Consider the following 26,731-nt stretch of genomic DNA (forward strand, 5'->3'; position numbering starts at 1 on the left):
GTCCCCGTTTCGTTTTGCTCGTTGAGGTGTCTCATCACCGAACAACGGGAGCCTCCCGCCGCCGATACATGGAGGACGGAGCAGGATGCGTGCCAGCGCTAAGCCGGGTTGTTCACGGAGGCGTCGCGTTAAGGTTAACAAAGAGTTTCGGTTGCCGGCCTGGCACTGGCATGGCATGAAGGAGGGACAGCACGAAGCGCTTGGCTTTATTGGCAAATCCGGCCAGGCGGCTCCGATCTCCAGATTTTCGGGCAGGGGCTCGACCAGCCGTCCAGGGGCAACTCTGGGCGGCTTTTTTTAACCATGACTTGCGTTGTCGCACCGAAGCGGGCGAAGTCGCCGGCAAGCGAATCAGCATGGTTGGATCAAGGGTGACGGCACAATCCGATCATGGCAACAGGCAGGCTTGGTCGCCGCCGCCACCGGGCGGCGAGCCGGCCTTCAATATACCAGGTGTCGTGCTCGCCTTCATCGCGCTGTGCGCGCTGCTTCATCTCCTGCGCAGCTACGCGATTTCGCCGACACAGGACATCGCGGTTCTTTTGCGCGCCGCTTTCATTCCGCTGCGCTATTCGGGCGACTACGCGCTCGACATTTACGCCGTCACCAGCCCGCTGACCTATTCGCTGCTGCATGGCGGCGTGGCCCACCTGGCCATCAACATGATCTGGCTTGCCGCCTTCGGTTCGCCGCTCGCCAACCGGATCGGCGCGCTGCGCTTTGTCTTGTTCTGGGCGGCGACGGCGCTGGCCGCCGCCGGCCTGCATTATCTGGTCTACCCCGAAAGCGCGGTCCCGCTGGTCGGCGCGTCCGGGGCGATCTCAGGCATGATGGGGGCCGCGGCCCGCTTCGGTTTCCAGATCGACCGCAGCGTGCCCGGACAATCGCGATTCGCCGGACCCGTTCTGCCGTTCCGCGCCGTGCTGCGCCGGCGCGCGGTCGTCACCTTCCTGGGCGTGTGGATGGCGATCAATCTGGCGACCGGTCTGTTGAGCGGTGTGCCCGGTTCTTCGGCCGTCATCGCCTGGGAAGCCCATATTGGCGGATTTTTGGTCGGCTTCTTCGCCATTCGGCCGTTCGACCGTTCCCGCTCGCCGCGCGGATTTTGAGCCGCCGACAGGCTTGCATTGGCCGAAATCCGGTAGCACCATGCCTAGCCAAGGGCCGGTCGCCCTGCGGGGAGTTCCCGTTATGCAGCCTAGGAGGACGCCATGCTGGTCAGGACCATTCTCGCGGACAAGGGCGGCGACGTCGTCGTCATTTCGCCCGACAGCACCGTCGACCAGGCGATAGCGCTGTTGGCGCAGAAGAAGATCGGCGCGGTCGTGGTGACCCGCGGGGATGGCAGGATCGCCGGTATCCTGTCGGAACGCGATATCGTGCGCATGCTGGCCGCGGACGGCGTCGAGGCGTTGGGCAAGCCCGTGTCCAAGGCGATGACGGCCAAGGTGATGGTCTGCCGCGAGGACAACAGCGTCAACGAGGTCATGGGCATCATGACCCAGGGACGTTTCCGTCACCTGCCGGTCGAACGCGACGGCAAGTTGGCCGGCATCATTTCCATCGGCGATGTGGTCAAGCGCCGAATCGAGGAAATCGAGCACGAGGCCGAGGAGATCCGCAACTACATCGCCACCGCCTGAGCCCACGCGGTCCGTGCGCTGACCGGCATTTCAAGCAGTGGAAAAACTGTGTGGCGGCGCTGTCAGGCCTCGTCGGCGACGAAATCGAACAGCTCACGGTTGCGACAGTAGGACGGTGCGCGCTCATGGGTCGGGCTGGTCTCCAGCCATGAGCCGCATTCCGCGCCATGACGGCAGGACAGGCACCGCAGCGCCGCATTGCGCATCACCGACGCCTCGTCCGGCATCTCCAGGATGCCGTCGCGCACGCCCAGCGTGTCGATCATCTTTTCCATCAGGTCGGCCCTGGCGGCGATCCTGTCGATGAAACCGAAAGCGCTCATTGGTGCGGCTCCTGTCCTCGTCCCTGTCTCCTCACGATAGGATCGTCCGGATCGCCGCGCCTTGACTTCGATCAAACCGGCCCGTGGCCGCCAGCGGGGTTTTGGGTACCGGCGAAGGATCGGCCTTGCGGCTGGAGGGGCCGACAAAACCTTGCCTCGCGCCCGCCTTTGGTCTAGCGAACCTGCAATCGATCCAACGAGCAAATCCGCATCATGACCATCATCGACACGCGCACGCCAGACCCCAAAAGGCTGATTGCCGGAGCTACCGGCGACTGGGAGGTCATCATCGGCCTCGAAGTCCATGCGCAGGTCACCTCGCGCGCCAAACTGTTTTCGGGCGCCTCGACCGCGTTCGGGGCCGCGCCCAACGCCAATGTCAGCCTGGTCGACGCGGCCATGCCCGGCATGCTTCCCGTCATCAACGAGGAATGCGTGGCCCAGGCCGTGCGCACCGGCCTCGGTTTGAAGGCGCAGATCAATCTGAAGTCGGTTTTTGACCGCAAGAACTATTTTTATCCGGATCTGCCGCAGGGCTACCAGATCTCCCAGTTCCAGCAGCCGATCGTTGGCGAGGGCAAGGTCAGCGTTTCGGTCGGCCCCGACCGCAAGGGCGAATTCGAGGATATCGAGGTCGGCATCGAGCGCTTGCATCTGGAGCAGGATGCAGGCAAGTCGATGCACGACCAGCATCCCACCATGTCCTACGTCGATCTCAACCGTTCCGGCGTGGCGCTGATGGAGATTGTCTCCAAGCCCGACATGCGCTCCCCCGACGAGGCCAAGGCCTATGTGACCAAGCTGCGCTCGATCATGCGTTATCTGGGCACGTGCGACGGCAATATGGACGAGGGATCGCTGCGCGCCGACGTCAACGTGTCCGTGCGCCGGCCCGGCGCGCCATTCGGCACGCGCTGCGAGATCAAGAACGTCAATTCGATCCGTTTTCTCGGCCAGGCGGTCGAATACGAGGCGCGTCGCCAAATCGCCATTCTGGAGGATGGCGGCACGATCGACCAGGAGACCCGGCTGTTCGATCCCGGCAAGGGCGAGACCCGGTCGATGCGCTCCAAGGAGGAAGCGCACGACTATCGTTATTTCCCCGATCCGGACCTGTTGCCGCTCGAGTTCGACCAGGCCTATGTCGACGCGCTCGCCGCCGGTCTGCCGGAACTGCCGGATGAAAAGAAAGAGCGTTTCGTGCGCGATCTCGGCCTGTCGGCCTATGACGCCTCGGTCTTGGTCGCCGAAAAGGCGGCAGCCGACTATTTCGAGAAGGTCGCGGCCGGTCGTGACGGCAAGATGGCGGCGAACTGGGTCATTAACGACTTGATGGGCGCCTTGAACAAAGCCGGCCAGGAGATTGAAGAGACTCCGGTTTCCCCGGATCAACTCGGCGCGATCATCGACCTCATCAAGGAAGGCACGATCTCCGGCAAGATCGCCAAGGATCTGTTTGAGATCGTCTGGAACGAGGGTGGCGACCCGCGCGAACTGGTCGAAACGCGCGGCATGAAGCAGGTCACCGACACCGGTGCGATCGAAAAGGCGGTCGACGAGGTGATCGCCGCCAATCCCGACAAGGTCGAACAGGCCAAGGCCAAGCCGACCCTGGCCGGCTGGTTCGTTGGCCAGGTGATGAAGGCGACCGGCGGCAAGGCCAATCCGCAGGCGGTCAACGCGCTGGTCAAGGCCCGGCTCGGGCTCGACTGACCATGTTCGTGCGCACGGCGAGCGCGCGCGATCTTGCGGCCGTGCGCGCGCTGCTGGTGGAGACCTGGCACGCCACTTACGACCCGATCTACGGTGTCGACCGCGTCACCGAAATCACCGAGGACTGGCATTCTCCGGCTGCCCTCCGGGGGCGGCTGACGCAGCCGCGGTCCGAATTCATCCTTGCCGATGACGGCCAATCGCTCGGCGGTGTGGCTTTCGCCAGCGCGGACGACGACGGCCGGGTTGTCACGCTTCACCAGCTCTACGTCCTGCCGGCCATGCAGGGCAGGGGCATCGGCGGCATGCTTTTGGACGAAATCGTCGCGAGCTTTCCGCAAGCCCGGCGCCTCGTTCTGGAGGTCGAGGCGGCCAATTTTCCCGCGATCGCCTTTTACCAGGCGCACGGCTTCTCGCTTGTGGGACGGACGCAGCATTGCGGCAAGGAGGGATCGGGCATTCCCGCCCTGGTCTACGCACGCGCGCTCGCCTGAGCGCGGTTGCGAGCCCCGGTTCTATCGCTCGCGCCGGAACGGCGTCTTCCAGCGGATGCGCCGGCCGAGCGCGGCCTCGCGATAGAGCACGTAGAACCCGGCTGCCGCGATCAGCGCGATGCCGAGCCAGGCGACCGCGTCGGGCCAGTCGCCCCAGATCATGATGCTCCAGAAAATCGCCAGCGGCAGGGCGATATACTCGAACGGCGCGATTAGGCCGGCCTGCGACTGGCGATAGGCTTGGCTGACGAGATAACCGCCCGTCGAGCCGACTACGCCGATCGCCCCCAGGAGCACGAAGTCGCCGGCCGGCGGCCAGGTCCAGGCGCGCAGTAGGAATTCCAGGTTGGCGTTGCCGGTGCCGCTGTAGCGACCGTCGCCGAAAACCAGCCCAACCATGCCGGAGAAGCCGATGAAGACGAGGTTGATGTAAAACGACATCGTCGAGGCCTTCGCCGCCAGGCCGAGCTTGCGGGTGGTGATCTGGAACAGCGAATAGCCGAAGGCGGCGATCAGCGGCAGGAAGGCGGCGTATTGGAAGGCGCTGCCGCCGGGGCGGATCACGATCAGAACGCCGGCGAGCCCGACCAGAACCGCAAACCAGCGCCGCGGCCCGACCGTTTCGCCCAGAAGAACCACCGACAACGCGGTTATGAACAAAGGGCCGACGAAATAGATCGCGGTTGCCTCGCCGAGCGGCAATGTCGCCAGCGCGGCGTAAAAGGTCATGTTGGCGCATACCACGATCATACCGCGCATCAGATGGAAACCGAGCCGGTCAGTGCGCAGGTCGCGATAGGAGCCGTCGAGCGGCACGAACACCGCCAGCGTGACGGTGATGCCGATCAGGCTGCGCAAGAAGGTGATCTGGTGCAGCGGGTAGTCGCCGGACAGATATTTGATCACCACGTCGTTGAGCGAAAAGGCGGTCGCCGCGCCCATGGCGCACAGAATCCCGACCATGTTGGAGGTAACCGCGCCGCCGGCGGCCGGCGTCGGCTGCAGACCCGTCTTCACGAAGGACGGTCCGCTTTTTGGCCGATATGGCATCCTCATTCGACCGGCTGCTCCACGCCTTCCGGGTTCCACAGCCTGACTGGCGTGCACTCGATCAGAGTGTCGGCGAAGGCCGGGTCGCATTTCACCTTCGCCGCGGCGAGCGCGGCATCCCGGCTCACCCAGCCGCAACTATAGTCATGCCAGTGCGGGCCTTCGCGATGCTGCATGAACACGTCCACGCTCCATCCGGCCGGATAGCACCAGGCGATCCGCAGGCAGTCGCCGGCCGCCGCCCCGCCCTCGGCACATTTTTCCCGTGCACACGCGAAGCCTTTGTCGGGATTGCCGGCCGCGCACACGCCCGAGGATTGTTCCGGCGCCTGCACGAAGGCGATGCCGCCGGTGCCGGCGTCGGCCCGTGCAGGACCGGCGGGCAAAAGGCCGGTGAGGCAAAGCGCGGCCACGAATGCGATCGCTGGTTTCGGCAAGGCGGGCATGCGGTGGTCCTTTCGGCAACCGGGAGCCTGAACGTCGCGCAGGCGAGCGGCGCGAGCCTAGCGCGCGGTGCCGCCTGTTAGAAGTCTAAAATAAACCGGTCGGCGCAACCCGTCCCCGGCCGGCGGCTGATTGCGGCCATGCGGAACCGCGCTCCTCGTCGCGGCAAAGCCCGCGCGGCCTCTTGCTTTCGCGACACTGCGGCGGCATAAGGCGCACATGCGCGCGCGAGGCTGTCCATGAAGAATTTTCTGCTGCAGTTTTTTACCTGGTGGAACGGGCAAACGCTGGGCACGCGGTTTCACACCTGGCGCAAGGGCACGCTTGTCGGCGAGGACGAATTCGGCAACTGCTATTATCAGGGCGGCACGGACTCGGAAGGCCGCACCCGCCGCTGGGTGATCTATGACGGGCTTGCGGAAGCCTCGCGCATTCCTTCGGGCTGGCACGGCTGGATGCACCACCGCATCGACACGCCGCCCTCGAAAGAAGACTACACCCCGCGCGACTGGCAAAAGCCGCATGTGCCCAACATGACGGGAACCGCGCAGGCCTACCGGCCGCAGGGCTCGCTGCTGTCGCCCGGAAAGCGTCCGGCGGTGACCGGCGACTACGACGCCTGGACGCCGGGAAGCTGAAACGCGGGAGAAACGGCGCCTTGTCATTTTTGCCACAATGCCGCTTTAGCGGGGTAGGGCAGGGATGGTGAGGTCCGAACCGGCATTCGGCTCCCCCGCGGGTAGGATTGGAAAAAATGCGCAAAACCGCTCGTGTCTTGATGTCCCGGTGCCTGATTGTCGCGGCCGCCATCGGGCTGGCGGTAGGCTCTGCCTCGGCTGAACGAATCACCAACCCGGTCGCCGAATTCACCGGCATCGACAAGATCACCGGCCGCATCATCACCTTCGACGTCTATGTCGACGAGACGGTCCAGTTCGGCGCGCTGCAGGTGACTCCGCGCGTGTGTTATTCCAGCCCCGACACCGAGGAGGCGAAGACCGATTCCTTCGTCGAGGTCGACGAGATCACGCTCGACCGCAAGATCCGCCGCATCTTCACCGGCTGGATGTTCGCCGAAAGCCCGGGCCTCAACGCGGTCGAGCACGCCGTCTATGACGTGTGGCTGAAATCGTGCAAGCAGGACTCCAAGGTGCCCGCGCCCGAAGCGCGCGCCGACTGACTTTTCGCGCGTAGGGAGCCTACGGATAAAACACCGCGTGACCGGTGGTGGCCTCGGCAAGCAGGCTTTCATAGCGCCGTCGCGGCATGTCGACGGCGCCGAAGCGCTTGAGATGCGCCGTGGTGAACTGCGTGTCCAAAAGCACGAACCCGCGCGCGCGCAAGCGCTCGACCAGGTGGACGAGACAGACCTTGGAGGCGTCGCGCTCGCGCGAAAACATGCTCTCGCCGAAAAAGGCGCGCCCGAGCGTCACCCCGTAAAGACCGCCCACCAGGCGCCCGTCCCGCCAGGCCTCGACGGTGTGGCAATGGCCGCGCGCGAAGAGTTCGCGATAGGCTGTGCGGATCGGCGCGTTGATCCAGGTGCTCATGCGCCCCGAGCGGGCTTCCGCGCATCCGTCCAAAACGGCGTCGAAATCGCGGTCGAAAAGGATCTCGAACGGGGCCTGGCGCACGGTCTTGCGCAGGCTCTTGGGGATGTGGAAGCCGTCGAGCGGAATGATGCCGCGCGTTTCCGGACGGACCCAGAACACTTCCGGGTCGTCGGCGCTCTCGCCCATGGGAAACACACCGTTGGCATAGGCCTTGAGCAACAAGTCCGGCGGTATGCGGTCTCCTGGCGCGAACGGCCTCGTCATGTCACGCGGTCAACTCAGTCCTTCGCTGCGAGATAGTTCTCCAGCCAGTGAATGTCGTAGTCGCCATTGGCGATGTCGATATTGCCGACGAGGTCGCGAAACAGCGGCAGCGTGGTGTTGATCCCGTCGACCACGAACTCGTCCAGCGCCCGCCGCAGCCGCATCATGCATTCGACCCGGTTGCGCCCGTGCACGATCAGCTTGCCGATCAGGCTGTCGTAGTAGGGGGGGATCTTGTAGCCGGAATACACGCCAGAATCGACGCGTATGCCGAGGCCGCCGGGCGTGTGGAAATGCGTGATCGTGCCGGGCGAGGGCACGAAAGTGCGCGGGTCCTCCGCGTTGATGCGGCATTCGATGGCGTGGCCCTCGAAGCGCACATCGTCCTGGGTGAACGAAAGCCCGGCGCCCGACGCCACCCGGATCTGCTCGTGCACCAGATCGATGCCGGTGATCGCCTCGGTCACCGGGTGCTCCACCTGCAGGCGGGTGTTCATCTCGATGAAATAGAAATTGCCGTCCTCGTAGAGGAATTCGATCGTGCCGGCGCCCGAATAGCCGAGATCGGCCACCGCGCGCGCGCAGATCTCGCCGATGCGGGCGCGTTCCTCGTCGTTGAGGGCGGGCGAATTGGCTTCTTCCCAGACCTTCTGGTGGCGCCGCTGCAGCGAGCAGTCGCGTTCGCCCAGATGCACACTGCCGCCACGGCCGTCGCCGACCACCTGGATTTCGATATGGCGCGGTTTTTCAAGGTATTTTTCGATATAGACCGCATCGTCGCCGAACGCCGCGCCGGCTTCAGAGCGTGCCGTCGCCAGCGCGACCGTCAGGTCGTCCTCGTTGCGAGCGACCTTCATGCCGCGTCCGCCGCCGCCGGCTGACGCCTTGATGATGACGGGATAGCCGATCTCGGCGGCGATGCGCCGGGCCGTGTCCTCGTCGCTGACGGCGCCCTCGGAGCCCGGAACCACCGGAATGCCGAGCCGCTTGGCCGTGCGTTTGGCTTCGATCTTATCGCCCATCACCCGGATATGATCGCCGGACGGGCCGATGAACGTGATGTTGTGCGCGGCCAGGATGTCGGCGAATTTGGCGTTTTCAGACAAAAAACCGTAGCCGGGGTGGATCGCGTCAGCGCCGGTGATTTCGCAGGCCGCCACGATCTGGTGGATGTTGAGATAGCTGTCGCGCGACGGCGGTGGCCCCACGCACACGCTCTCGTCGGCAAGCTTGACGTGCATGGCGTCGGCGTCGGCGGTCGAGTGGACCGCGACCGTCTTGATACCGAGTTCCTTGGCCGCGCGCAGGACGCGCAGGGCGATCTCGCCGCGATTGGCGATGAGGATTTTGTGAAACATCGCCGCCTTACTCGACCACGACCAGAGGTTCGCCGAATTCGACCGGTTGTGCATCCTCGAACAGGATCGCCTTCACGGTGCCGGCGCGGGGCGAGGGGATCTGGTTCATTGTCTTCATCGCCTCGATGATCAACAGCGTCTGGCCCTCGCTCACTTTCTGGCCGATCTCGATGAACGGCTTGGCGCCCGGCGCGGCCGCGGCATAGGCGGTGCCGACCATCGGCGAGGTGACGGCGTTGTGCGCGCTTGCGGCGGGCTCCGCTGCCGCAGCCGGAACTGGGGCCGCTGGCGGGGCCGGCGCCGGGACCGGTGCGGCCGGCATCGCCGCCGTCACCTGGGCGGGCGCGCTCTGGCGCGAGACCCGGATGCGCAAATCGTCCTGCTCGACCTCGATCTCCGAAAGATTGGTGTCGTTGAGAATCTCGGCCAGGTCTCGGATGAGTTGTTGATCCACAACGGGTTTCTTTGTCGACATTGGAGCTTTTTTCCTCGTGGTGGCCATGCGGTCAAACGCGTGCGGCAAGCGCTTGCAGGGCGAGCGTATAGACAACGGGTCCGAAACCGCAAATGACGCCCGCCGCGACCGGCGAGACATAAGATGTATGCCGGAAGCTTTCGCGTGCGTGGATGTTGGACAGGTGAACTTCGGCGACCGGCAGACCGACCGCGCGGATCGCATCGTGGATTGCGATCGAGGTGTGCGAATAGGCGCCCGGATTGATGACGATCGCGGCCGCCTTGTCGCCCGCCTCCTGTATCCAGTCGATGAGCTCGCCCTCGTGGTTGGATTGCCGGAACTCGATCGTCAAACCCAGCTTGGTACCGGTCTCGCGACAGTCCGCCTCGATGTCGGCAAGCGACTTGCCTCCATAGATGGAGGGCTCGCGCTTGCCCAGCATGTTCAGGTTCGGGCCGTTCAGGATATAGACGGTTCGCGACATCTCGACCTCGTGGCGCGCAACGATCCCGCCGGCGCCGGACTTTGGAGCCTTTCACGGTTCGCTCCAACCATGCAAGGCTCTATAGTTGCCATAATCGCGAGAGGAAAGAGCGCAAGTGGGAACTTGCGCTGTCCACAATAGCCGGACGTGTTTTGCCCGTCCCGTCTCGTCAGCAGGTCGCTGTTTCTTCGCAGGCGCGCAGCGCCTCGATCTTTTCAGCCAGAACCTGACGCCCAAGCGCGCCGAAAACCACCTCCTCGCCGACCACGTAGGACGGGGTGCCGGTAATCTGCAGCTTGTTGGCCAGATCGTAGGTTCGGGCGAAGGCCTCGACGATGGCCGGGTTTTCCATTTCCTCGCGCAGCTTCGCCTCGTCGGCGCCGAGCTCCAGCGCTGTGCTGATGGCGCGCTCCTCGGTCGCGCGCGCCGCGTCGCCAAGCAGCTTGGTGTGGAATTCGGCGTATTTTTCCGGCATCAGCGCGCGGAAGGCCATCGAAACGACGTGGGCGCGCTGCGAATCCGGACCGAGGATCGGAAATTCCTTCAGCACGAAGCGGATTTCGGGATCGTCCGCCGCCAGCGCTTCCATATCGGCCATGGCGCGTTTGCAGTAGCCGCAATTGTAGTCGAAAAACTCGACCAGCGTGTATTTGCCGGCCGGATTGCCGTAAACGCCGTCATAGGCCGAATTGAAGATCTCGTCCGACATCGAGGTGATGATTTCGCCCTGGGCGAGGCGCTGCTCTTCCTGCTGCTTGGTTTCCAGAGCTTGCTGGACTTCCAACAGCAATTCGGGATTCTCCAGCAGATAGCTGCGGATGATCGCCTCGACCTCGGTCCGGTCGAGCGTGCCGGCGGCCTGAACGACCGCTGGCTCCTGCTGGCTGGCGGCTGCGGGGGCGACGGGGCGGCCCGACAGGTAGCCGGCGACCAGCATCATCGCCGAGGCCGCGATGCCCACCAGGCCGATTGCGAAAATTTTCTTCATGTCCACTGATCCCGATGACATACGCCGGCTATTTTCGACCGGGCGGCTTTGCGTTGATGATGTCCTGCGCCCGCACCCAGGCCGGGCTGCCCCGCTTCAGCTTTTGCTGGGCGCGCGCGGCAAAGATGCGCGCCTGGTCGTAAGAGCCCGCATAATAGTGCATTTCAGCCGAAGCGAGTTCGGCCTCTCCGATATTGCCGAGCCGGCCCTGCGCCTGGCCAAGCAGCATGTAGCCATCCGGATTCTCGCGGTCGCGATCGAGCGCCTGACTGATCTGACGCACTGCCTCGCGGGTCGATTTCTCGTCGCCGGCCGCGAGCAGGGCCCGGCCGTAGCTGATCTGGATGATCGACGATTTGGAACCGTCCAGCTTGCGGGCGCGCGCATAGGCCTTGGCCGCGGGGCCCGGCTGGTTGGCCCGGATCAGGACGTCGCCACGCAATTCGTGGAAATAGGCATTGTTCGGCTGCTTGGCGATCAACGCGTCGACCTTGGCAAGCGCGTCGCGCGGCCGCCCGCGCAGATGCGTGTTGATCGCGTCGCCGTAAAGCGCGCCCAGGCTGCGCGGATTGGCGCGGAACAGCCGTGCGGTGGCCGCCGGGCCACTGGTGTGGGCGGCGATCTTGGCGCGCATCAAATCGTGCCGCAATTGCAGCGAGGCGGGGTCCTGCTTGTTGAAATGCGGGCTTTTCTCCGCAAGCGTCTTCAAATTGGCGATCCGCTCGCGCGGCATCGGATGACTGATCTGGTAGGGGTCGACGCGTGACCCCGTCAAGGCCAGCGCGCTGGCGAAGCGTTCGAAAGTCTTCAGCATGCCGCGCGCCGACTGGCCGGTGCGCTCCAGATAGGTGAGTGCCAGCCGGTCGGCCGAGCTTTCTTCGGTGCGCTGGTAGCCAAGCAGGCCGCGACGGGCGAGTTCGGCTCCGGCAAGCGCGATGCCGCCGCCGGAGCGGGCGAGCCCGCCATTGTCGGTGAGCGCGCCGCCGACCGAGGCGCCGATGCCGAGCAGGGTCGACACGACGGCCATCGTGCGTGCGCGGGCGATCTGGGCGCGCAGGCGTTCCTGATGGCCGCCGGCCAGGTGGCCGGCCTCGTGCGCCAGGACCCCGATGATCTCGTTCGGCGTTTCGGCCGTCATCAGCGCGCCGGTATTGATGAAGATGCGCCGGCCGGCGACGAAGGCGTTGAAGCCGGCATCGTTGACCAGCACGATGTCGACGCCGGTCTTGCCGAGCCCGGCCGCGCGCAGCACGGGTCGGGCGTAGTCGCGCACCAGCGCCTCGATTTCGGCATCGCGCACGATCGGGATGCGCTGTTGGGCGCTGGCGAATGGCACGGCGACGAATTGCAGCACGAGCAAAAAGGCCGCCACGAGGAACGTGGCGCGTGTTCGGCCTGTCATGGGCATCTTGAACTTGGACATTTCGCAAATCACAGGTAGACGACCCGAACTCTGTTGGGAAGGCCAAGTGGCGGCGTTCATGCATTCGTGATCCCGACGCGGCCGCCTCGGAGATGTCATCGAGCAACAAAAGGCGAGGGTGAAGGCATGACAGTGGCGATATCAAGGCGCAGCGCCGTCGAGCCGTTCCATGCCATGGATGTGCTGGCGCAAGCCAACCGTTTGAAACAAAACGGCTCTCCGATCATCTCCATGGCAGTCGGCCAGCCGTCCGATCCCGCCCCTGAAATCGTGCGCCAGGCCGCCGTTGAAGCCGCGCGCGAAGGCCGGATCGCCTATACCGACGCCCTCGGCCTGGCCGGGCTGCGCGAGGCGATCGCCGTCCATTACCACGACCATTACGGCGTTGCCGTCGCGCCGGGGCGGGTGGTGGTCACGACAGGGTCGTCGGCCGCCTTCAACCTGTCCTTCCTGGCGATGTTCGACGCCGGCGAGCGCGTGGCGATCACCGCGCCCGGCTACCCGGCCTATCGCAACATCCTCGCCGCCCTGGGGCTCGAGGTGGTGGAAATTCCGTTGCACGGCGACGGTTATCTGACGGGCGATCTGATCGCCGAAACCCACGCCAGGACGCCGTTCAAGGGCCTGCTTTTCGCCAGTCCCGCCAACCCCACCGGCTCAGTGATTCCGGCCGACGAGACCGCGCGCATCGCCGCCGTTGCGCGCGATCGCGGCATCGCGCTGATTTCCGACGAGATCTACCATCGGCTCGCCTTCGGCGCGCCCGACACGACCGCGCTTTCGGTCGATCCCGATATCGTCGTCATCAACTCGTTCTCGAAATATTACTGCATGACCGGCTGGCGCATCGGCTGGATGGTGGTGCCGGACGCGCTGGTGCGGCCGATCGAGCGCATCCAGCAGAGCCTCTACATTTCCGCGCCGGATCTGTCGCAGCGCGCCGCGATCCGCGCCTTTGAGGCGACCGAGGACCTGGAAAAGGTCAAGGCGCGCTACGCGGCCAGCCGGGCCATGCTGATGAAGCGGCTGCCGGCACTCGGCCTGCGCATCGCCGCACCGATGGACGGAGCCTTCTACGCCTATTGCGATGTGTCGGCATGGACCAACGATTCGATGGCGTTTGCCCGGCGCATGATCGCCGAAGCCCATGTCGCGGCCACGCCCGGGCTCGATTTCGACACGGTGGAGGGCCATCGCACGATGCGGTTTTCCTATGCCGGCGAGACCGAGGCGATGGCCGAGGCGATGGACAGGATCGGCCGCTGGCTGGGTGTATAGGGCAGGGGGACGAAATCCGTCTCACGCCCCGGTTGTCGGCATCTCGATGGCGAGCGTGGTCTTGAGATGCGCGCGGGTCGCGGCCTCGAACCGCGCCGGCCAGTCGATGCCGCGCGCCGCGGCCAGCTTGCGGGCGCGCGGCAGATAGGCGGCGGCATAGGCGAGGTGTGCGGCGATCGTGGACGCCTCGTTCGACACCGCCGTCGGCAGGCCGTCCAGAAGCGCCTTCTGCTCGTCCGTGATCAGCCTGTTGAGATGAAGCGCGCCACCCCTGTGGGGGGCGCCGGTTTCCTCGATCAACAGGTCGATCAGCAAGTTGCGCAGATGGAACAGGCCCGTCACCGCGTTGAGATATTCCTTCCGACCGACCGCAAGCGGAAGCAGGCCCAGGATGCGAAGAAACTCTTCGAACTGCCAAAGCAGGCGCCGCGCGTCGGTGCGGGTGGTCGCGCTGCCCTCGACCAAGGTCGCGGCGATGCCGTCATCATCGAACAGCATCTTGAGCCCGTCCTTGGCGCGCCCGGCAATGCGCGCCGGGGCAAGGCCATGCACGTCGATCCGCATCCAGCTTTCGGTGATGGCGTTGATCAGCAGGCTTTCTTGGCCACGCAGCTCGCGCCACAACACGATCTCGCCCGCCGGGCCCAGCGCGGTGCGCCAAGACTCCACGAAATCGCCTTGCAGATTGGCCGGCACGGCGGCGAGAAAGTCAATATCGCTGTAAGCGTCTTCGAGACCCGCACCATGGCTGCCGCTCAGAAAGAGGGCCCTCACACAAGACTGGCCACGCAGCGTTTGCGTCACGGTTTTGGCGAGCGTGTGCGCGTCCATGGCATCGACCGATCAAAAAAACCGGGGCCGAGGCCCCGGTTCGGTGTTGAGATCAGAAAAACCCTTTGCGTTGCCACCATCCGGCCTTGCGCGGCTTGGTCTCGGCGTCCGTCTCTTGTTCGCTGTCGGCGACAGAGGAGGTAACGACCGGCTCCGTCTCCTGCGTGCTCTCGGCGACCGGGGCGGTCACGACCGGTTCCGGCGCGACTGTCTCGGCCGCTTCGGCCGCCTTTCGTCTGCGCCTGGGTGCCTTTTTGGGGGTCGGTTCGGCCGCGGCGTCCTGTGTTTCCATTGTCTCGGCGGGCGCGGCACTCGCGGTTTCTGCGGTCTCGGTTTCGGCGTTTACGGTTGCCTCGTCCGCCGCGACGCTCTCGGCTACCTCGGCGATCGGTTCCGGTTTCAGATCGGTTTCGCCCGTCTCGTCCGTTTCGACGGCCGCCGGGTCGCCACCGGCCTCGTCGGCGGTCGCGTTCTCGCCGATCGGGGCGTCCTCCTCGCCCGCTTGGTCGCGGCGGTTCTTGCGCCCGCCGCGCTTGCCGCGCCGCCGTTTTTTGCGATCGCCGCCCGCATCGTCCTCATCGGATGCCGCCGCGTCTTCCGTTTGCTCGCCACCGTCCTGGTCGTCGTCCTGATCGGTTTCGGTGTCGCCGTTGTCGGCGTCCGCGGACAGATCCCTGTCGCGGCCGCCGCGCCGCTTGCGCCGCCGCCGTTTCTTGCGGCCGCGATTGTCGCCGTCCTCGGCCTCGTCCTGGCTGCTGACCGGGCTCGCGTCGGCATCCTCGGCGCTGTCGTCGACCTCGCCAGACACGCTGATCGGACCGAGCGCCTGAACATCGATCGGGCTTTCGACCGGCCCGCCCTTGGCGATCACGTAATGCTGCATGCCGATGCTTTCATCGGCTTCGATGGTGATCGTCAGCCCAAATCGTTCTTCCAGATCGGCAAGGTTGCCGCGTTTATGGTTGAGCACGTAGAGCGCGGTCGCCACCGGCGTGCGCACGGTGATGTGGTTGCGCGCATCCTTGAGCAAGAATTCCTCGATCGCCCGCACCACGTGCAGCGCCACCGAAGAATCGGAACGCACATGCCCGGTGCCACCGCATTGCGGGCAGGGTTTGGTGGTCGATTCCAGCACGCTGGCGCGGATGCGCTGGCGCGACATCTCCAACAGGCCGAAATGCGAGATGCGACCGACCTGGATCCGCGCCCGGTCGAGCTTGAGATGGTCTTTGAGCCGCTTTTCGACCGACCGGTTGTTGCGCTTTTCCTCCATGTCGATGAAGTCGATGACGATCAGGCCGGCCAGGTCGCGCAGCCGCAACTGGCGGGCGATCTCCTCGGCGGCCTCGAGATTCGTCTGCAGCGCGGTGTCCTCGATCGAGTGTTCCTTGGTCGAACGTCCCGAATTGACGTCGATCGACACCAGCGCCTCGGTCTGGTTGAGGATGATGTAGCCGCCCGATTTGAGCGTCACTTGCGGCTGCAGCATCTTGTCGAGCTGCGCCTCGACGCCGTGGCGCACGAAAAGCGGAACCACCTCGCGATAGGGCTGCACCGCTTTGGCATGACTGGGCATCAGCATGCGCATGAAATCCTTGGCCTCGCGATAGCCTTCCTCGCCCGAAACCAGGATTTCGCCGATTTCCTTGTTGTAGAGATCGCGCACCGAGCGCTTGATCAGGCTGCCTTCCTCGTAGACCAGGCTCGGCGCGGTCGACGCAAGCGTCAGCGTGCGCACGTTTTCCCACATGCGCATCAGATATTCGTAGTCGCGCTTGATCTCGGCCTTGGTCCGGTTGGCGCCGGCCGTACGCAGGATCACGCCCATGCCCTGCGGCACTTCGAGGTTTTTCACCACGTCCTTGAGCCGCTTGCGGTCCGGTGCGCTGGTGATCTTACGCGAAATCCCGCCGCCGCGCGCCGTGTTGGGCATCAGCACGGAATAACGTCCAGCCAGCGACAGATAGGTGGTCAGCGCCGCACCCTTGTTGCCGCGTTCCTCCTTGACGACCTGGACGAGAAGGATCTGGCGGCGCTTGATGACTTCCTGGATCTTGTACTGCTTACGCACCGGCTTGCGGCGGCTCGGCAGCTCTTCCAATGCGTCCTCGGCGCCAACCGATTCGACCTCGCCGTCGGCCTCGTCCTGTGCGTCCGCCGTCTCATCGCCGCCTTGCCTTGCCCGGCCCCTGCGCCGCGAGCGGCCGCTGCGGGCCACGGGCGCGTCATCGTCCTGGGCGTCTGCCCGCTGGCTGTCCTGGTCGTCGCCTTCGGCCTGGTCTTCGTCGTCGGATGCGTCCGCTGCTTCGGCCTCGGCCGGATCGGAGCTGACGACATCGGCATCGGTGCGCGCCGGGATCGCGGGCCCTTTCCTGTCGCCTTCTGCCGGATCGCCGTCGTCGCCCCGGTCCTCTTCGGCAAGCTCCGAAGCGGAGATGCCGGAATCGGCACTGTCGGCTGCCGGCTCGTCGGCGCGGCTCTCCTCTGAGCCGTTCTCATCCGCGCCGTTCTCATCGGCGTCGCTGTCGGCGCTTGCCTCGCGATCGGCCGCCGATCCGCCGCGTGCCCGCCCGCCGCGCTTGCGCCGCTTCGGGCGGCTGCGCTCGGCGCGTTCGTCCGCATCGTCCTCGTCGTCCTCCGACGCGGCTTCGGCCTCCGCTTCCAGCAGCGCCTGCCGGTCGGCGACCGGGATCTGGTAATAGTCGGGGTGGATTTCACTGAAGGCGAGAAACCCGTGACGGTTCCCGCCATATTCGACGAAAGCGGCCTGCAGGGAAGGTTCGACGCGGGTTACGCGTGCGAGATAGATATTTCCTTTGAGCTGCTTTTTGTCCTGTGATTCGAAATCAAACTCTTCAATCCGGTTGCCGCGAACCACGACAACGCGTGTTTCCTCCGGGTGGGAGGCATCGATAAGCATTTTGTTGGGCATTATTGCTGTTCTCCCCGGCAGCGATCCGCACCGGCGGGCTCAGTCTGCTGAGCCGTCGATGACCGGGGGGGATGGGGCTGCCGGACCAAATTGTGTTCGCCGTCGAGCGATGGGCGCCCCGCGCAATTCGGCCCGCTGCCGTGGCGGCGCGGGAGGCTCCGAATTGGTTGCTCAGGGTGCAGGCCATCAAGGGACCGTCGAACCGTTTCAATGGAGGCCCGGACAGGCCGGACCAGTTTGGTGCTCTTGTCGAGCCGGCGCGGAGTCGTCATGACCCGGCCGTTTTCCTGACGCAAAGGCTTTCTTTGTCATGAATGCCTTGACGAAATTCTGTTGGATCACCGGCGCGCCGAAGCTCGGGCCGTCGCGCAACGTCGCTCTTTACCTTCGAAAACCTTCAAAGGAAGGACGGCAAGACACGTTCCGGGGCATTGAAGTGACCCGCCGACGCTTTTATGATTTGGACGCGACAATAGCAACCCCGTTTGCGATGCCGGCAAAAGGCGATGGCGAGTGCCCCGCGCCGGCAAGGCTCGGTCAAGCGCGGTCGTGTAAGAGTGTCGTGGACACGGGGGTCCCGTCATAATTCGCCTGCCGCCCAACTGGATGCTGCACAACGTGCCTTGCCGCCCCAATCTTCCCGATCGCGCCGCGCTGGCGCTTGTGCTGCGCCGCCTGTTCATCGGGATCGTCGCCGCTATTTTTATCGCCTGGATGCCGGCCACGCTGCATGCACAAAACCCGGTTGCGGACCCGGTGGCGGCCAGCGCCTACCGCATGGCCGGCGACGCGACGCGCATGCGCGTGGTGATCGAGTTCAACCGCGAGCCGTCGCTGAAATGGTTTTTGCTGCGCGCGCCGCACCGGCTGGTCATCGACCTGCCCGAAACCGCGTTCGGCTTCGATGCCAAGGCGCTCGAGCCGCGCGGGCTCGTCACCGAGGTCCGGTACGGCAATCTCGGCGATGGACGCTCGCGCATCATCCTGGCCTCCGACGGGCCGTTCGCGGTGGAAAAGCTGGCCGTGCGGAAAAACGAGGATGGGGCCGGCCACCGCATGATGCTCGATCTGGTCGCCGCCTCCGAGCGCCAGTTCGAACAGGCCATGGCCGACCTGGCGCGGGCCAACGGCTCGACCATCGCCCCGGACAAGCGGGACCGGCTGATCACCGCCCAGCGCGACGCCGACCGCAAGTTCACGATCGTGCTCGATCCCGGCCATGGCGGCATTGACGGCGGCGCCGAGGGCGTGCGCGGCACGGCCGAAAAGGACCTGACCTTGTCCTTTTGCAAGGAACTGCACGCCGCGCTCGAAAAGACGGGGCGCTACCGGGTCTTCATGACCCGGACCGAGGATGTGTTCTTGCGCCTCGACGAGCGGGTGCGCATCGCGCGCCAGCACGAGGCCGATCTGTTCATTTCCGTGCATGCCGATTCGATTCGCTATCGCAACATTCGCGGCGCCACCGTCTATACGTTTTCCGAACAGGCCTCCGACGAGATCGCCCGTGCCGCCGTGATCCGCGAGAATCTGGCCGATTCGCTGGCCGGCATCGAAAATCCGGAAAAGAGCCAGCAGGTGACCGACATTCTCGTCGATCTCGTCCGGCGCGAGACGCTCGGCTTTTCCGTGAGTTTTGCCCGCGCCCTGGTCGACAGGCTCGACGAGACGATCGAGATGATCAAGAACCCGCACCGCTCCGGGGCCTATCGCGTGTTGCGGGCCCCCGACGTCCCGTCCGTCCTGGTCGAACTCGGCTATCTGTCCAATCCCAAGGACGAGGCCCAGCTTCTCGACGTCGACTGGCGCAAGAGGGCGGTCGGCAGCCTGATCGAGGCGATCGCCTCTTATGCGGCCATGGTCGGGGGGGCGAGGGGATGAGGCGTCGGTGTGGATGGAATGGCTGCATGCCTTGCCGTCGCCGCAATTTGCCCACATCGGCGGGGCAGAAGGATTTGGATGCGTTTTGCCGGGGTGACGATGTCGGCAAGTGCGCTATAGCGGTCCCGCACGGGGATTCTTGCGGACTGGAGCACGGATGATACGCCTTATCGGTTATTTCTTCGGCATCGGCGTCATGCTGGCGCTTTTGGTGGCCGGCGGAGTCGCCCTTTATGTCGGCGACCTGACAAGCGACCTTCCCGATTACGAGGTGCTCGCCAAATACGAGCCGCCGGTAACGACCCGCGTGCATGCGGCGGACGGCTCGCTGATGGGCGAGTTCGCGCGTCAGCGCCGGCTTTATCTGCCGATCCAGGCTGTGCCGGACCGCGTCAAGGCGGCGTTCCTGTCGGCTGAGGACAAAAATTTCTACCACCACCCCGGCATCGACGTGATGGGCCTCACGCGGGCCGTCGTTACGAATTTGCGCAATATGGGCTCGGGTCGCCGGCCCGTGGGCGCGTCCACCATCACCCAGCAGGTGGCAAAAAACTTCCTTCTGACCTCCAAGCAGACCTATGAGCGCAAGATCCGCGAAATGCTGCTCGCCTTCCGTATCGAGCAGGCCTATTCCAAGGATCGCATCTTCGAGCTCTATCTCAACGAAATCTTCTTTGGCCTCGGCTCTTACGGCATCGCCGGCGCGGCGCTGACCTATTTCGACAAATCCGTCAACGAGTTGACCGTCGCAGACGCCGCCTATCTCGCCGCCTTGCCGAAGGGGCCGTCCAACTATCATCCCTTCCGCTACACCGAGCGCGCGATCGAGCGGCGCAACTGGGTGATCGATCAGATGGTCGACAACGGCTATGTTGATCCGCGCGAGGGCGAAAAGGCCAAGGCGACCGGCCTGAACGTCAAGCCGCGCCGTGGCGGCACCTATCTGTTCGCCGGTGAGTATTTCACCGAGGAGGTCCGCCGCGAGATCATCTCGCGCTATGGCGAGAACGCTCTTTACGAGGGCGGGCTTTCCGTGCGCACCACGCTCGATCCCAAGCTTCAGGTGATCGCGCGCGCCGCCCTGCAGAACGGCCTGCAGCGCTATGACACGCTGCGCGGCTATCGCGGCCCGATCACCACCATCGACATTTCCGGCGACTGGGGCGTGCCGTTGGCCGAGGTCGACGCGCTCGGCGATGTGCCGGAATGGAGGGTCGCCGCGGTGTTGGCCTCCGACGAGGACGGGCTGACGGTCGGGCTTCAACCGGGCCGCCAGGTCTCCGGCGAGATCGCCGAGGAGCGCGAGACGGTGCAAGTGCCGCTCGCCAACATGAAATGGGCCATGCGCCACGTGGTCGACGGCAAGCGGCTCAAGGCGAAATCGCCGGCCGACGTGCTGGCGCCCGGTGCCGTGGTCTATGTCGAGGAGGTCGAGGCGAGCGAGGGCGAGCCCGGCGGCTGGATGCTGCGCCAGGTGCCGCAGGTCAGCGGCGGCATGGTGGCCATGGACCCGCATACCGGGCGCGTGCTCGCCATGGTCGGCGGCTTTTCCTATTCGCAGTCGGAGTTCAACCGCGCCACGCAGGCCTATCGCCAGCCCGGCTCGGCCTTCAAGCCGTTCGTTTACGCCGCCGCGCTCGACAACGGCTATACGCCGGCCTCCGTGGTGCTCGATGCGCCGATCACCATCCGCATCGGCAACGATGTCTGGCAGCCCAAGAACTATGGCGGCAAATCGGCGGGCCCCTCGACGCTGCGTGCCGGCATCGAGCGCTCGCGAAACCTGATGACCGTGCGGCTCGCCAACGACATGGGCATGCCGTTGGTGACCGAATATGCCGAGCGTTTCGGCGTCTACGACAAGATGGCGCCGCATATCGCCAATTCGCTCGGTTCCGGCGAAACCACGGTCATGCGCATGGTGTCGGCCTATTCGGTGTTCGCCAATGGCGGGCGCCAGATCAAGCCGTCGCTGATCGACCGTATCCAGGACCGTTATGGCGAGACCGTCTACAAGCACGACGAGCGGCGCTGCGAGGGCTGCAACGCCGAGGCCTGGAACGGCCAGTCGGAGCCGGAACTGATCGACGATGCCGAGCAGGTGCTCGATCCGATGACCGCCTATCAGATCACGTCGATGATGCAGGGCGTCGTCCAGCGCGGCACCGCGGTGACGCTTTCCGAGCTCGGACGCCCGATCGCCGGCAAGACCGGCACCACCAATGACGAGAAGGACGCCTGGTTCGTCGGTTTCACCCCCGACATCGTGGTGGGTGTTTACATGGGCTACGACCAGCCCCGGCCGATGGGCAAGGGGTCGACCGGCGGCGGGCTCGCCGCGCCGATCTTCAAGGAGTTCATGGCCGAGGCGCTGAAGGACATGCGTCCGGTCGACTTCCAGGTCCCCGAAGGCATGAAGCTGATCGCCATCAACCGCAAGACCGGCATGCACGCCAATCAGGGCGAGGGCGGCGTTATCATGGAAGCCTTCAAGCCCGGCACCGGACCCGCCGACACCTATTCCATCATCGGCGGCGATTTCGGCATTTCCGAACCGGCGGCGATATCGCCCTCGGCGAGCCGCGCCATCTCTTCGGGCGGCGGCGGTCTTTACTGACATCACGGCGCGGAGCCATGCGCCGTGCCGCCTTTACAGGCTGGGGGCGGCTCAATATGGTCCGCCGCGAATCTTAGGCTCAACACCAAAGAGCAGGTGAACTGCCATGCGCGCGGAAACCGAGACGCTTGTCGACGAAATCAAGCAGGCCATAAGCCTGCTGAGGAGGCATCTTTGACTGGGATCAGGCCCGCAAACGTCTCGACTATCTGAACGCGCGCGCCGAGGACGGCGAGCTCTGGAACGATCCACAGCAGGCCCAGGAGTTGATGCGCGAGCGCCAGACGCTCGAGGATTCGATCGCCGCCATCACCCGCATGGACGCCGCGCTTGACGACAATGTCGAACTGATCGCACTCGGCGAGGAGGAAGGCGACGCCGCCGTCGTGGCCGAGGCCGAAGCCGCGATCAAGGCGCTGAAGACGGAACTGGCCGATCGGCAGATCGACACGCTTTTGTCGGGCGAGGCCGACGCGAACGACGCCTATCTGGAGGTCCATGCCGGCGCCGGCGGAACCGAAAGCCAGGATTGGGCGAACATGCTGTTGCGCATGTATTCGCGCTGGGCCGAGCGGCGCGGCTTCAAGGTCGAGGTGCTCGAGGTCCATGACGGCGAGGAGGCCGGTATCAAATCGGCCACCATTCTCGTCAAAGGCCGCAACGCCTATGGCTGGTTGAAAACCGAATCGGGCGTCCATCGGCTGGTGCGCATTTCGCCCTATGACAGCAATGCTCGGCGTCACACCTCGTTCGCCAGCGTGTGGGTCTATCCGGTGATCGACGATTCGATCGAGATCGAGGTCGCCGAATCGGATGTGCGCGTCGACACCTACCGCGCTTCCGGTGCAGGCGGCCAGCACGTCAACACCACCGATTCGGCGGTGCGCATCACCCATGTGCCGACCGGTATCGTCGTTCAGTGCCAGGCCGAACGCTCGCAGCACAAGAACCGCGCCAAGGCCTGGGACATGCTACGCGCGCGCCTCTACGAGGACGAGCTGAAAAAGCGCGAGGAGGCCGCCAGCGAGACCGAGGCCTCCAAGACCGATATCGGCTGGGGCCACCAGATCCGCTCCTACGTGCTTCAGCCCTATCAGTTGGTGAAGGATCTGCGCACGGGCACCGAAAGCACCAGTCCGCAGGATGTGCTGTCGGGCGATCTCGACGCCTTCATGAAGGCATCCTTGTCGCAGCGTGTCCATGGCGGCGACACTGCCGAGGTGGCCGATCTCGACTGACCGGCGCGGAGCGACCGCCCCGCGCGGCCGCCCGCTCCCGACGACGCCTATTTTGCCGGCACCGGCAACAGAAAGCGTCCTATCCCCTCGTCGATCACCGTCTGGTAGGCCGGGATCCCGCTCACCTCGACTTGCTTGTCGGGATTGGCCTCGTTGTAGGCGATCAACATCTCCTCGATCGTGGCAAGCTGGCGCGCGGTCCGTTCGCGCAGCGGATGCCCGTTTTCGTCGAATGGCACGAACAGCCGGTCGAGCGCGGCGGCGCGGACATAGTTGACGTCCTTGCCCTCGACCACCAGCGCCTCGTCGGTCCGGCCGCGAAAGCGTCCCATGGCGGGATTGGCGGTCTCGCTCAGGATGGCGAAGGCTTCGGTATGGTCGCCGAATTCGCGATGGCTGAGGCCGCGCAGGGCCGGCGGCGATGCCATCAGGTCCATGGCGATCCCGCGCGTCTGCAATCCGATCATGGTCAGCGTGGCGATCTCGAAGGCGCGTTCATGCGCCACCAGCATGTTGATGATCGGATATTCGGGATAGGCCTCGTGCATGTCGAGCACGATGTCGACGCCCTCGGCGCGTGCCAGGGCAACGATGGCGGCGTTCAGCCGCGTTGTGTAGCGGCCGTCGGGATCGCCGGGAAAATTGCGGTTGAGATTGCGCGATTCCCAGCCGACCATGCGTTCGCCCGACTGGGGATGCAGGTGAAGGTCCGGGTCGGGCCACTGATGGATCGGATTGGTGAGCCGCATGCCGACGCGAAACCACCGCGTACCGCCGGCCGTCTCGATCTCGTAGGTGTGGGGGAAACCTTCGAGCGGATCCGTGTGGGTGAAGCCGCTGCGATTGGCCTGCGGCAGAACGATGATGCGGCCACGCTGTGGCGTGGCGTTCTCCACCATCAGCACCGCGCCCATCAGGCCGGAGATCTCCTGGGGGTGGGTGCCGCCCAGAACCAGGGCGGTGCCGCCTGGCTCCGCGCCCTCAAGAATGAACACCGGCGTGTCGGCAGGTGTTCCCGCCATGGCCGGCACGTAGTCGCTCAGCATCTTCTGGCTGGTCACCCCCGGTCCCGCGACGATCGGCTCGGCCTCGTGCATGGACAGGAAGACTGCGCCCGAGGCGATGGCGGCCGCGGCCGCGGCCGCCGCCAGCAAGTAGGCGCGCGGACGGTGAAAGGCGTCCTCGAAAAAGCGCTTCATGATCATTTCACCCCCACCGCGCGCAGGGCGAACGGAATGAAGACCAGCATGGCGAAGAATTGCTGCTGCCAGTCGCGTTGCCGAAACAGCATCCACAGCATCATCAGGGCTATGACGAGCGCCAGCGCCCGGTAGGCGTAGAACAGGAAGAGTTCGAAGAGCATCGTCCGGGTCTCCGTCAATGTTCGCGGATAGTGACGTGTTCGCTGATCAGCAATCCGGTGAGGCTGTCGGCGAAGATGAGCATGAGGATTGCCAGCACCGCGATCACCAGCGCGGCTCCGGCCGAGGCGCGCAGCACCGCGCCGAGGCGCGTATCGCCGACCACGTAGGTGGCGAGCGCGGCGGCGATCGCCGTCGGCGGCATGAATTCCGAAAGGGCGGCGATCGCCGACAGGCCGCTGACATTAAGGATCATGTCCTGGTGGATCAGCGCGAAGGCGAACGGCACGCCCAGAATATTGGCCGCGCCGATACTGGTCAGCACGCCGCCGAAGATCGGGATGACCACCATCTCGACGAAGGTCCAGGGCGGCGGGAAGGCCATCGAGTTGATGACCAGGAACCCGCGCACGCCGGTCAGCGTCATGATCTGGACCGCCACGCCGACCGTCACCAATACGGCTGCAAGCACCAGCGGCGTGCCGGAAAAGGTCGCAGACATCGTCGCGCCGAGACCGCGTCGGCCGAGCGCGGGCAGTATCATCAGCGCGCCTGCGACCAGCACGATCGGGACTGCCGGGTCGGGGATCGTGCTGGGAAAGAGCCGCAGCAGCGTCCAGAACACGAGGATTGCGGCAATGGCCGCGAGACCGGTCAGCGCGAGTCCCGGCGCACCCGTTTGCCCCGCCGCCGGCGTTGCCGCGCCCCGCAACCGCCACGCGCAGCTGGCCACCATGAACAGCGCCGGCGGGACAGCCAAGCACAGCAGCGGCAGCGAAAAGCCGATATAGGGCATGTTGACGCCGTCGGCGATCGTCATGGCGGGCACGTTCAGCGGCGGCGCGATCATGCCGCAGGTCGCCAGCACGGCGATGAAGGCGCCGATGCGATGGCTTTCCATGCCGGTCTGGCGCAACATCGGCACCACGAGCACGCCTGCCGCCAGCACCGCGACACCGGCAATGCCCACGAACATACCGACGGTGAAAAGCAGCAGACCGGCAAAGCCGAGCACCAGCCACGGATTGCCGCCCAGAACGGCATGGGCGTGGCGGCCGAACGCGTCGGCGACGCCCGACATGTGCATGGCCTGACCGAAGAACGCACCGGCAAAGAGTGCTAGAACGAGATTGATGTAGCCGAAGCCGCCCTCGATCAGGTGCCGGAAAGGAATGCCGAAGCCGGCAAGCAGGGCCGCAAGTATCGACACGACGATAAGGGCGGCGGGCAGGGGCCAGCGCAGCGGCCACGTCAGCACGCACAGCGCGAGAGCGGCGATCGCGAAGATCAAACCGGGGGAAAGCATATCGTTTGTGTCCTCCTGGAAAACGCACCGCACGGGGCGGCGCGAAGGGTTAGCGCTGTCGCGGCTTTGGCGGCATGCCGTAGACGGCGCGGTTGTTGCCGACCATCGGCAGGGGCACGGGATCGAAGGGCAGGCCCCAATCGGCGGCGAGCGCGCGCATGTTGAGAAGATGCAGCACCGGCATGTCGGCGTTGGAAGCCCGCACGATCAGCCCCGGCGTGCCGTCGGTGCATGTCAAAACCTGCCCGCGCGTCATCGGCGGCAGCGTGGCGCCGTTTGCGCAGGTGCCGAGCGCGGCGACCGAGCCGCCGGAATTGATCAGCAGGCCCGGCCGGTCGCCGGCAGCGGCCGCACCGAGCGTGTAGAGCCTGTCGATCAGCGCTTCGACGGGCCTGTTTTCGACCAGCGGCACGCCATGGCGCCGTGCGGCTGCGCGCAGGGCCGCGATCCCGTCCGTCCCCATCGTGCCGCCGACGCCGCCGCCGCCGCCGATGACGGCGGCGATCGACTTTGCCGCGATCACACCCTTGGCGCGCAGTTCCGTTTCGATATCGAGCCAGGTCAGGGCGGCATCGGTGGCACCGTGCATCGATGCGCCGAGCGAGCTTACCAGTACCGGCTTCAGGCCAAGTGTCTCGACGGCCGCGATCGCGGCGATATTGGCGCCGATGAAGGAGCCGGAGACGACCACCAGAACCGGCGTTCCCCGCGCCAGTTCGAGTTCGGCGATGCGGCCGACGAGGGCGGCCGCAAGATCGGGATTGGTCGCGGTGCGTTTGGCGGCCGGATCGCCGAGCGATGTGGTCGTTTCGGTGAATTCGGAGCCGAGCAGACCGGTGCGGTTGGGGTCGAAGGCGGGCGGCTGCGACAGCCCGAGCTCTGCGCGCTGCGCGCGCGCCACTTGCGTCGCCGCCTGCATTTTTTGCGCGGCGCGCACCATCTCTCCGTGAGCGGGATGCGTAAGACGTCCGAGCCGCGCCTCGACAAGCTGCCACATGGCGACGGACAAGGCCGCCGCGACTGCGAGCGCGACAAAGGGCGTTGGCGACAGCGGCTCGTGGCCGGCGTAGCGGATCGGGGTCGAGGCACGCAT

General features: G+C 65.3%; 25 protein-coding genes. 10 read left to right on the forward strand and 15 right to left on the reverse strand.

Features of this window, described 5'->3' with window-relative positions; genetic code table 11:
- Positions 1-371: 371 nt before the first annotated feature.
- Together EP380_RS05825 and EP380_RS05830 are read left to right on the forward strand one after the other, a co-directional pair.
- Positions 372-1,109, forward strand: coding sequence for a rhomboid family intramembrane serine protease (locus EP380_RS05825; protein ID WP_238719744.1), 738 nt, complete (start codon positions 372-374; stop codon positions 1,107-1,109).
- Positions 1,110-1,211: 102 nt separating this feature from the next.
- Positions 1,212-1,643 (forward strand): CBS domain-containing protein, encoded by a 432-nt coding sequence (locus EP380_RS05830; RefSeq protein WP_106569788.1) that lies wholly within the window; start codon positions 1,212-1,214, stop codon positions 1,641-1,643.
- Between the two features lie 62 nt (positions 1,644-1,705).
- On the opposite strand, the gene EP380_RS05835 is transcribed toward EP380_RS05830, so the two are convergent.
- Positions 1,706-1,966 (reverse strand): DUF6455 family protein, encoded by a 261-nt coding sequence (locus EP380_RS05835; RefSeq protein ID WP_106569787.1) that lies wholly within the window; start codon positions 1,964-1,966, stop codon positions 1,706-1,708.
- 213 nt (positions 1,967-2,179) lie between these two features.
- Here EP380_RS05835 and gatB point away from each other — a divergent pair, with 213 nt between their 5' ends.
- On the forward strand, positions 2,180-3,679 hold the full coding sequence (gene gatB / locus EP380_RS05840; protein ID WP_127597316.1) for an Asp-tRNA(Asn)/Glu-tRNA(Gln) amidotransferase subunit GatB: 1,500 nt from the start codon (positions 2,180-2,182) through the stop codon (positions 3,677-3,679).
- A gap of 2 nt (positions 3,680-3,681) precedes the next feature.
- Entirely contained in the window at positions 3,682-4,173 is a 492-nt protein-coding gene (locus EP380_RS05845) for a GNAT family N-acetyltransferase (protein ID WP_127597318.1), read from the forward strand.
- A 21-nt stretch (positions 4,174-4,194) separates the two neighbouring features.
- Here EP380_RS05845 and EP380_RS05850 read toward each other — a convergent pair whose 3' ends face one another.
- Positions 4,195-5,190 carry a DMT family transporter gene (locus tag EP380_RS05850; RefSeq protein ID WP_238719745.1) on the reverse strand — a complete coding sequence of 332 codons (996 nt, stop codon included), beginning with the start codon at positions 5,188-5,190 and terminating at the stop codon, positions 4,195-4,197.
- A gap of 35 nt (positions 5,191-5,225) precedes the next feature.
- On the reverse strand, positions 5,226-5,669 hold the full coding sequence (locus tag EP380_RS05855) for a hypothetical protein (RefSeq protein WP_127597320.1): 444 nt from the start codon (positions 5,667-5,669) through the stop codon (positions 5,226-5,228).
- A gap of 237 nt (positions 5,670-5,906) precedes the next feature.
- Here EP380_RS05855 and EP380_RS05860 point away from each other — a divergent pair, with 237 nt between their 5' ends.
- Positions 5,907-6,305, forward strand: coding sequence for an NADH:ubiquinone oxidoreductase subunit NDUFA12 (locus tag EP380_RS05860; RefSeq protein ID WP_127597323.1), 399 nt, complete (start codon positions 5,907-5,909; stop codon positions 6,303-6,305).
- A 140-nt stretch (positions 6,306-6,445) separates the two neighbouring features.
- Positions 6,446-6,847, forward strand: coding sequence for a DUF2155 domain-containing protein (locus tag EP380_RS05865; RefSeq protein ID WP_106569782.1), 402 nt, complete (start codon positions 6,446-6,448; stop codon positions 6,845-6,847).
- A 19-nt stretch (positions 6,848-6,866) separates the two neighbouring features.
- Here EP380_RS05865 and aat read toward each other — a convergent pair whose 3' ends face one another.
- From aat to EP380_RS05895, 6 genes are all read right to left on the reverse strand, one after another.
- Positions 6,867-7,484 carry a leucyl/phenylalanyl-tRNA--protein transferase gene (aat, locus tag EP380_RS05870; protein ID WP_127597325.1) on the reverse strand — a complete coding sequence of 206 codons (618 nt, stop codon included), beginning with the start codon at positions 7,482-7,484 and terminating at the stop codon, positions 6,867-6,869.
- A 14-nt stretch (positions 7,485-7,498) separates the two neighbouring features.
- Complete coding sequence (gene accC / locus EP380_RS05875) at positions 7,499-8,842, reverse strand: acetyl-CoA carboxylase biotin carboxylase subunit (protein ID WP_106569780.1); 1,344 nt, start codon at positions 8,840-8,842, stop codon at positions 7,499-7,501.
- A 7-nt stretch (positions 8,843-8,849) separates the two neighbouring features.
- Positions 8,850-9,317, reverse strand: coding sequence for an acetyl-CoA carboxylase biotin carboxyl carrier protein (gene accB / locus EP380_RS05880; protein WP_106569779.1), 468 nt, complete (start codon positions 9,315-9,317; stop codon positions 8,850-8,852).
- Positions 9,318-9,348: 31 nt separating this feature from the next.
- Positions 9,349-9,783, reverse strand: a complete 435-nt coding sequence (aroQ, locus tag EP380_RS05885) for a type II 3-dehydroquinate dehydratase (RefSeq protein ID WP_106569778.1) — start codon at positions 9,781-9,783, stop codon at positions 9,349-9,351.
- 169 nt (positions 9,784-9,952) lie between these two features.
- Positions 9,953-10,771, reverse strand: coding sequence for a DsbA family protein (locus EP380_RS05890; RefSeq protein ID WP_127597328.1), 819 nt, complete (start codon positions 10,769-10,771; stop codon positions 9,953-9,955).
- A gap of 28 nt (positions 10,772-10,799) precedes the next feature.
- Positions 10,800-12,173, reverse strand: a complete 1,374-nt coding sequence (locus EP380_RS05895) for a M48 family metalloprotease (RefSeq protein ID WP_127597330.1) — start codon at positions 12,171-12,173, stop codon at positions 10,800-10,802.
- Positions 12,174-12,320: 147 nt separating this feature from the next.
- Between EP380_RS05895 and EP380_RS05900 the strand changes: the two genes are divergently transcribed.
- Positions 12,321-13,472 (forward strand): pyridoxal phosphate-dependent aminotransferase, encoded by a 1,152-nt coding sequence (locus tag EP380_RS05900; protein WP_127597332.1) that lies wholly within the window; start codon positions 12,321-12,323, stop codon positions 13,470-13,472.
- Between the two features lie 21 nt (positions 13,473-13,493).
- Here EP380_RS05900 and EP380_RS05905 read toward each other — a convergent pair whose 3' ends face one another.
- Positions 13,494-14,303: a nucleotidyltransferase domain-containing protein gene (locus tag EP380_RS05905; RefSeq protein ID WP_127597334.1), complete on the reverse strand. Its 810-nt coding sequence runs from the start codon at positions 14,301-14,303 to the stop codon at positions 13,494-13,496.
- A gap of 52 nt (positions 14,304-14,355) precedes the next feature.
- Complete coding sequence (locus tag EP380_RS05910; protein ID WP_127597337.1) at positions 14,356-17,235, reverse strand: Rne/Rng family ribonuclease; 2,880 nt, start codon at positions 17,233-17,235, stop codon at positions 14,356-14,358.
- 606 nt (positions 17,236-17,841) lie between these two features.
- Here EP380_RS05910 and EP380_RS05915 point away from each other — a divergent pair.
- The 3 genes from EP380_RS05915 to prfB all read left to right on the forward strand — a co-directional run bounded on the left by EP380_RS05915 (position 17,842) and on the right by prfB (position 22,971).
- Entirely contained in the window at positions 17,842-19,116 is a 1,275-nt protein-coding gene (locus tag EP380_RS05915) for an N-acetylmuramoyl-L-alanine amidase (protein ID WP_127597339.1), read from the forward strand.
- A gap of 157 nt (positions 19,117-19,273) precedes the next feature.
- Positions 19,274-21,733 (forward strand): penicillin-binding protein 1A, encoded by a 2,460-nt coding sequence (locus EP380_RS05920; RefSeq protein WP_106569772.1) that lies wholly within the window; start codon positions 19,274-19,276, stop codon positions 21,731-21,733.
- Between the two features lie 106 nt (positions 21,734-21,839).
- Positions 21,840-22,971 (forward strand): peptide chain release factor 2 gene (gene prfB, locus EP380_RS05925; RefSeq protein ID WP_420845843.1). Its coding sequence is split into 2 segments (ribosomal slippage): positions 21,840-21,908 and positions 21,910-22,971, totalling 1,131 coding nucleotides; the frame shifts between segments, so codons are not numbered across the junction.
- Positions 22,972-23,018: 47 nt separating this feature from the next.
- On the opposite strand, the gene EP380_RS05930 is transcribed toward prfB, so the two are convergent.
- Genes EP380_RS05930 through pgsW form a run of 4 tightly spaced genes read right to left on the reverse strand, consistent with a single transcriptional unit; the run spans position 23,019 to position 26,731 of the window.
- Positions 23,019-24,170, reverse strand: a complete 1,152-nt coding sequence (locus EP380_RS05930; protein ID WP_158264301.1) for a M14 family metallopeptidase — start codon at positions 24,168-24,170, stop codon at positions 23,019-23,021.
- Positions 24,171-24,172: 2 nt separating this feature from the next.
- A complete protein-coding gene (locus tag EP380_RS23515) occupies positions 24,173-24,334 on the reverse strand; it encodes a hypothetical protein (protein ID WP_158264300.1) in 162 nt (53 codons plus the stop codon).
- Between the two features lie 14 nt (positions 24,335-24,348).
- The gene (locus EP380_RS05935) at positions 24,349-25,638 is read right to left on the reverse strand and encodes a hypothetical protein (RefSeq protein ID WP_106569769.1); all 1,290 of its coding nucleotides are present in this window, start codon (positions 25,636-25,638) and stop codon (positions 24,349-24,351) included.
- Between the two features lie 49 nt (positions 25,639-25,687).
- Positions 25,688-26,731 (reverse strand): poly-gamma-glutamate system protein, encoded by a 1,044-nt coding sequence (gene pgsW / locus EP380_RS05940; protein ID WP_164749768.1) that lies wholly within the window; start codon positions 26,729-26,731, stop codon positions 25,688-25,690.

Origin of the sequence: Nitratireductor alexandrii, assembly GCF_004000215.1 — a bacterium.
In the GTDB taxonomy this organism is placed as follows: Bacteria; Pseudomonadota; Alphaproteobacteria; order Rhizobiales; family Rhizobiaceae; genus Mangrovimarina; species Mangrovimarina alexandrii.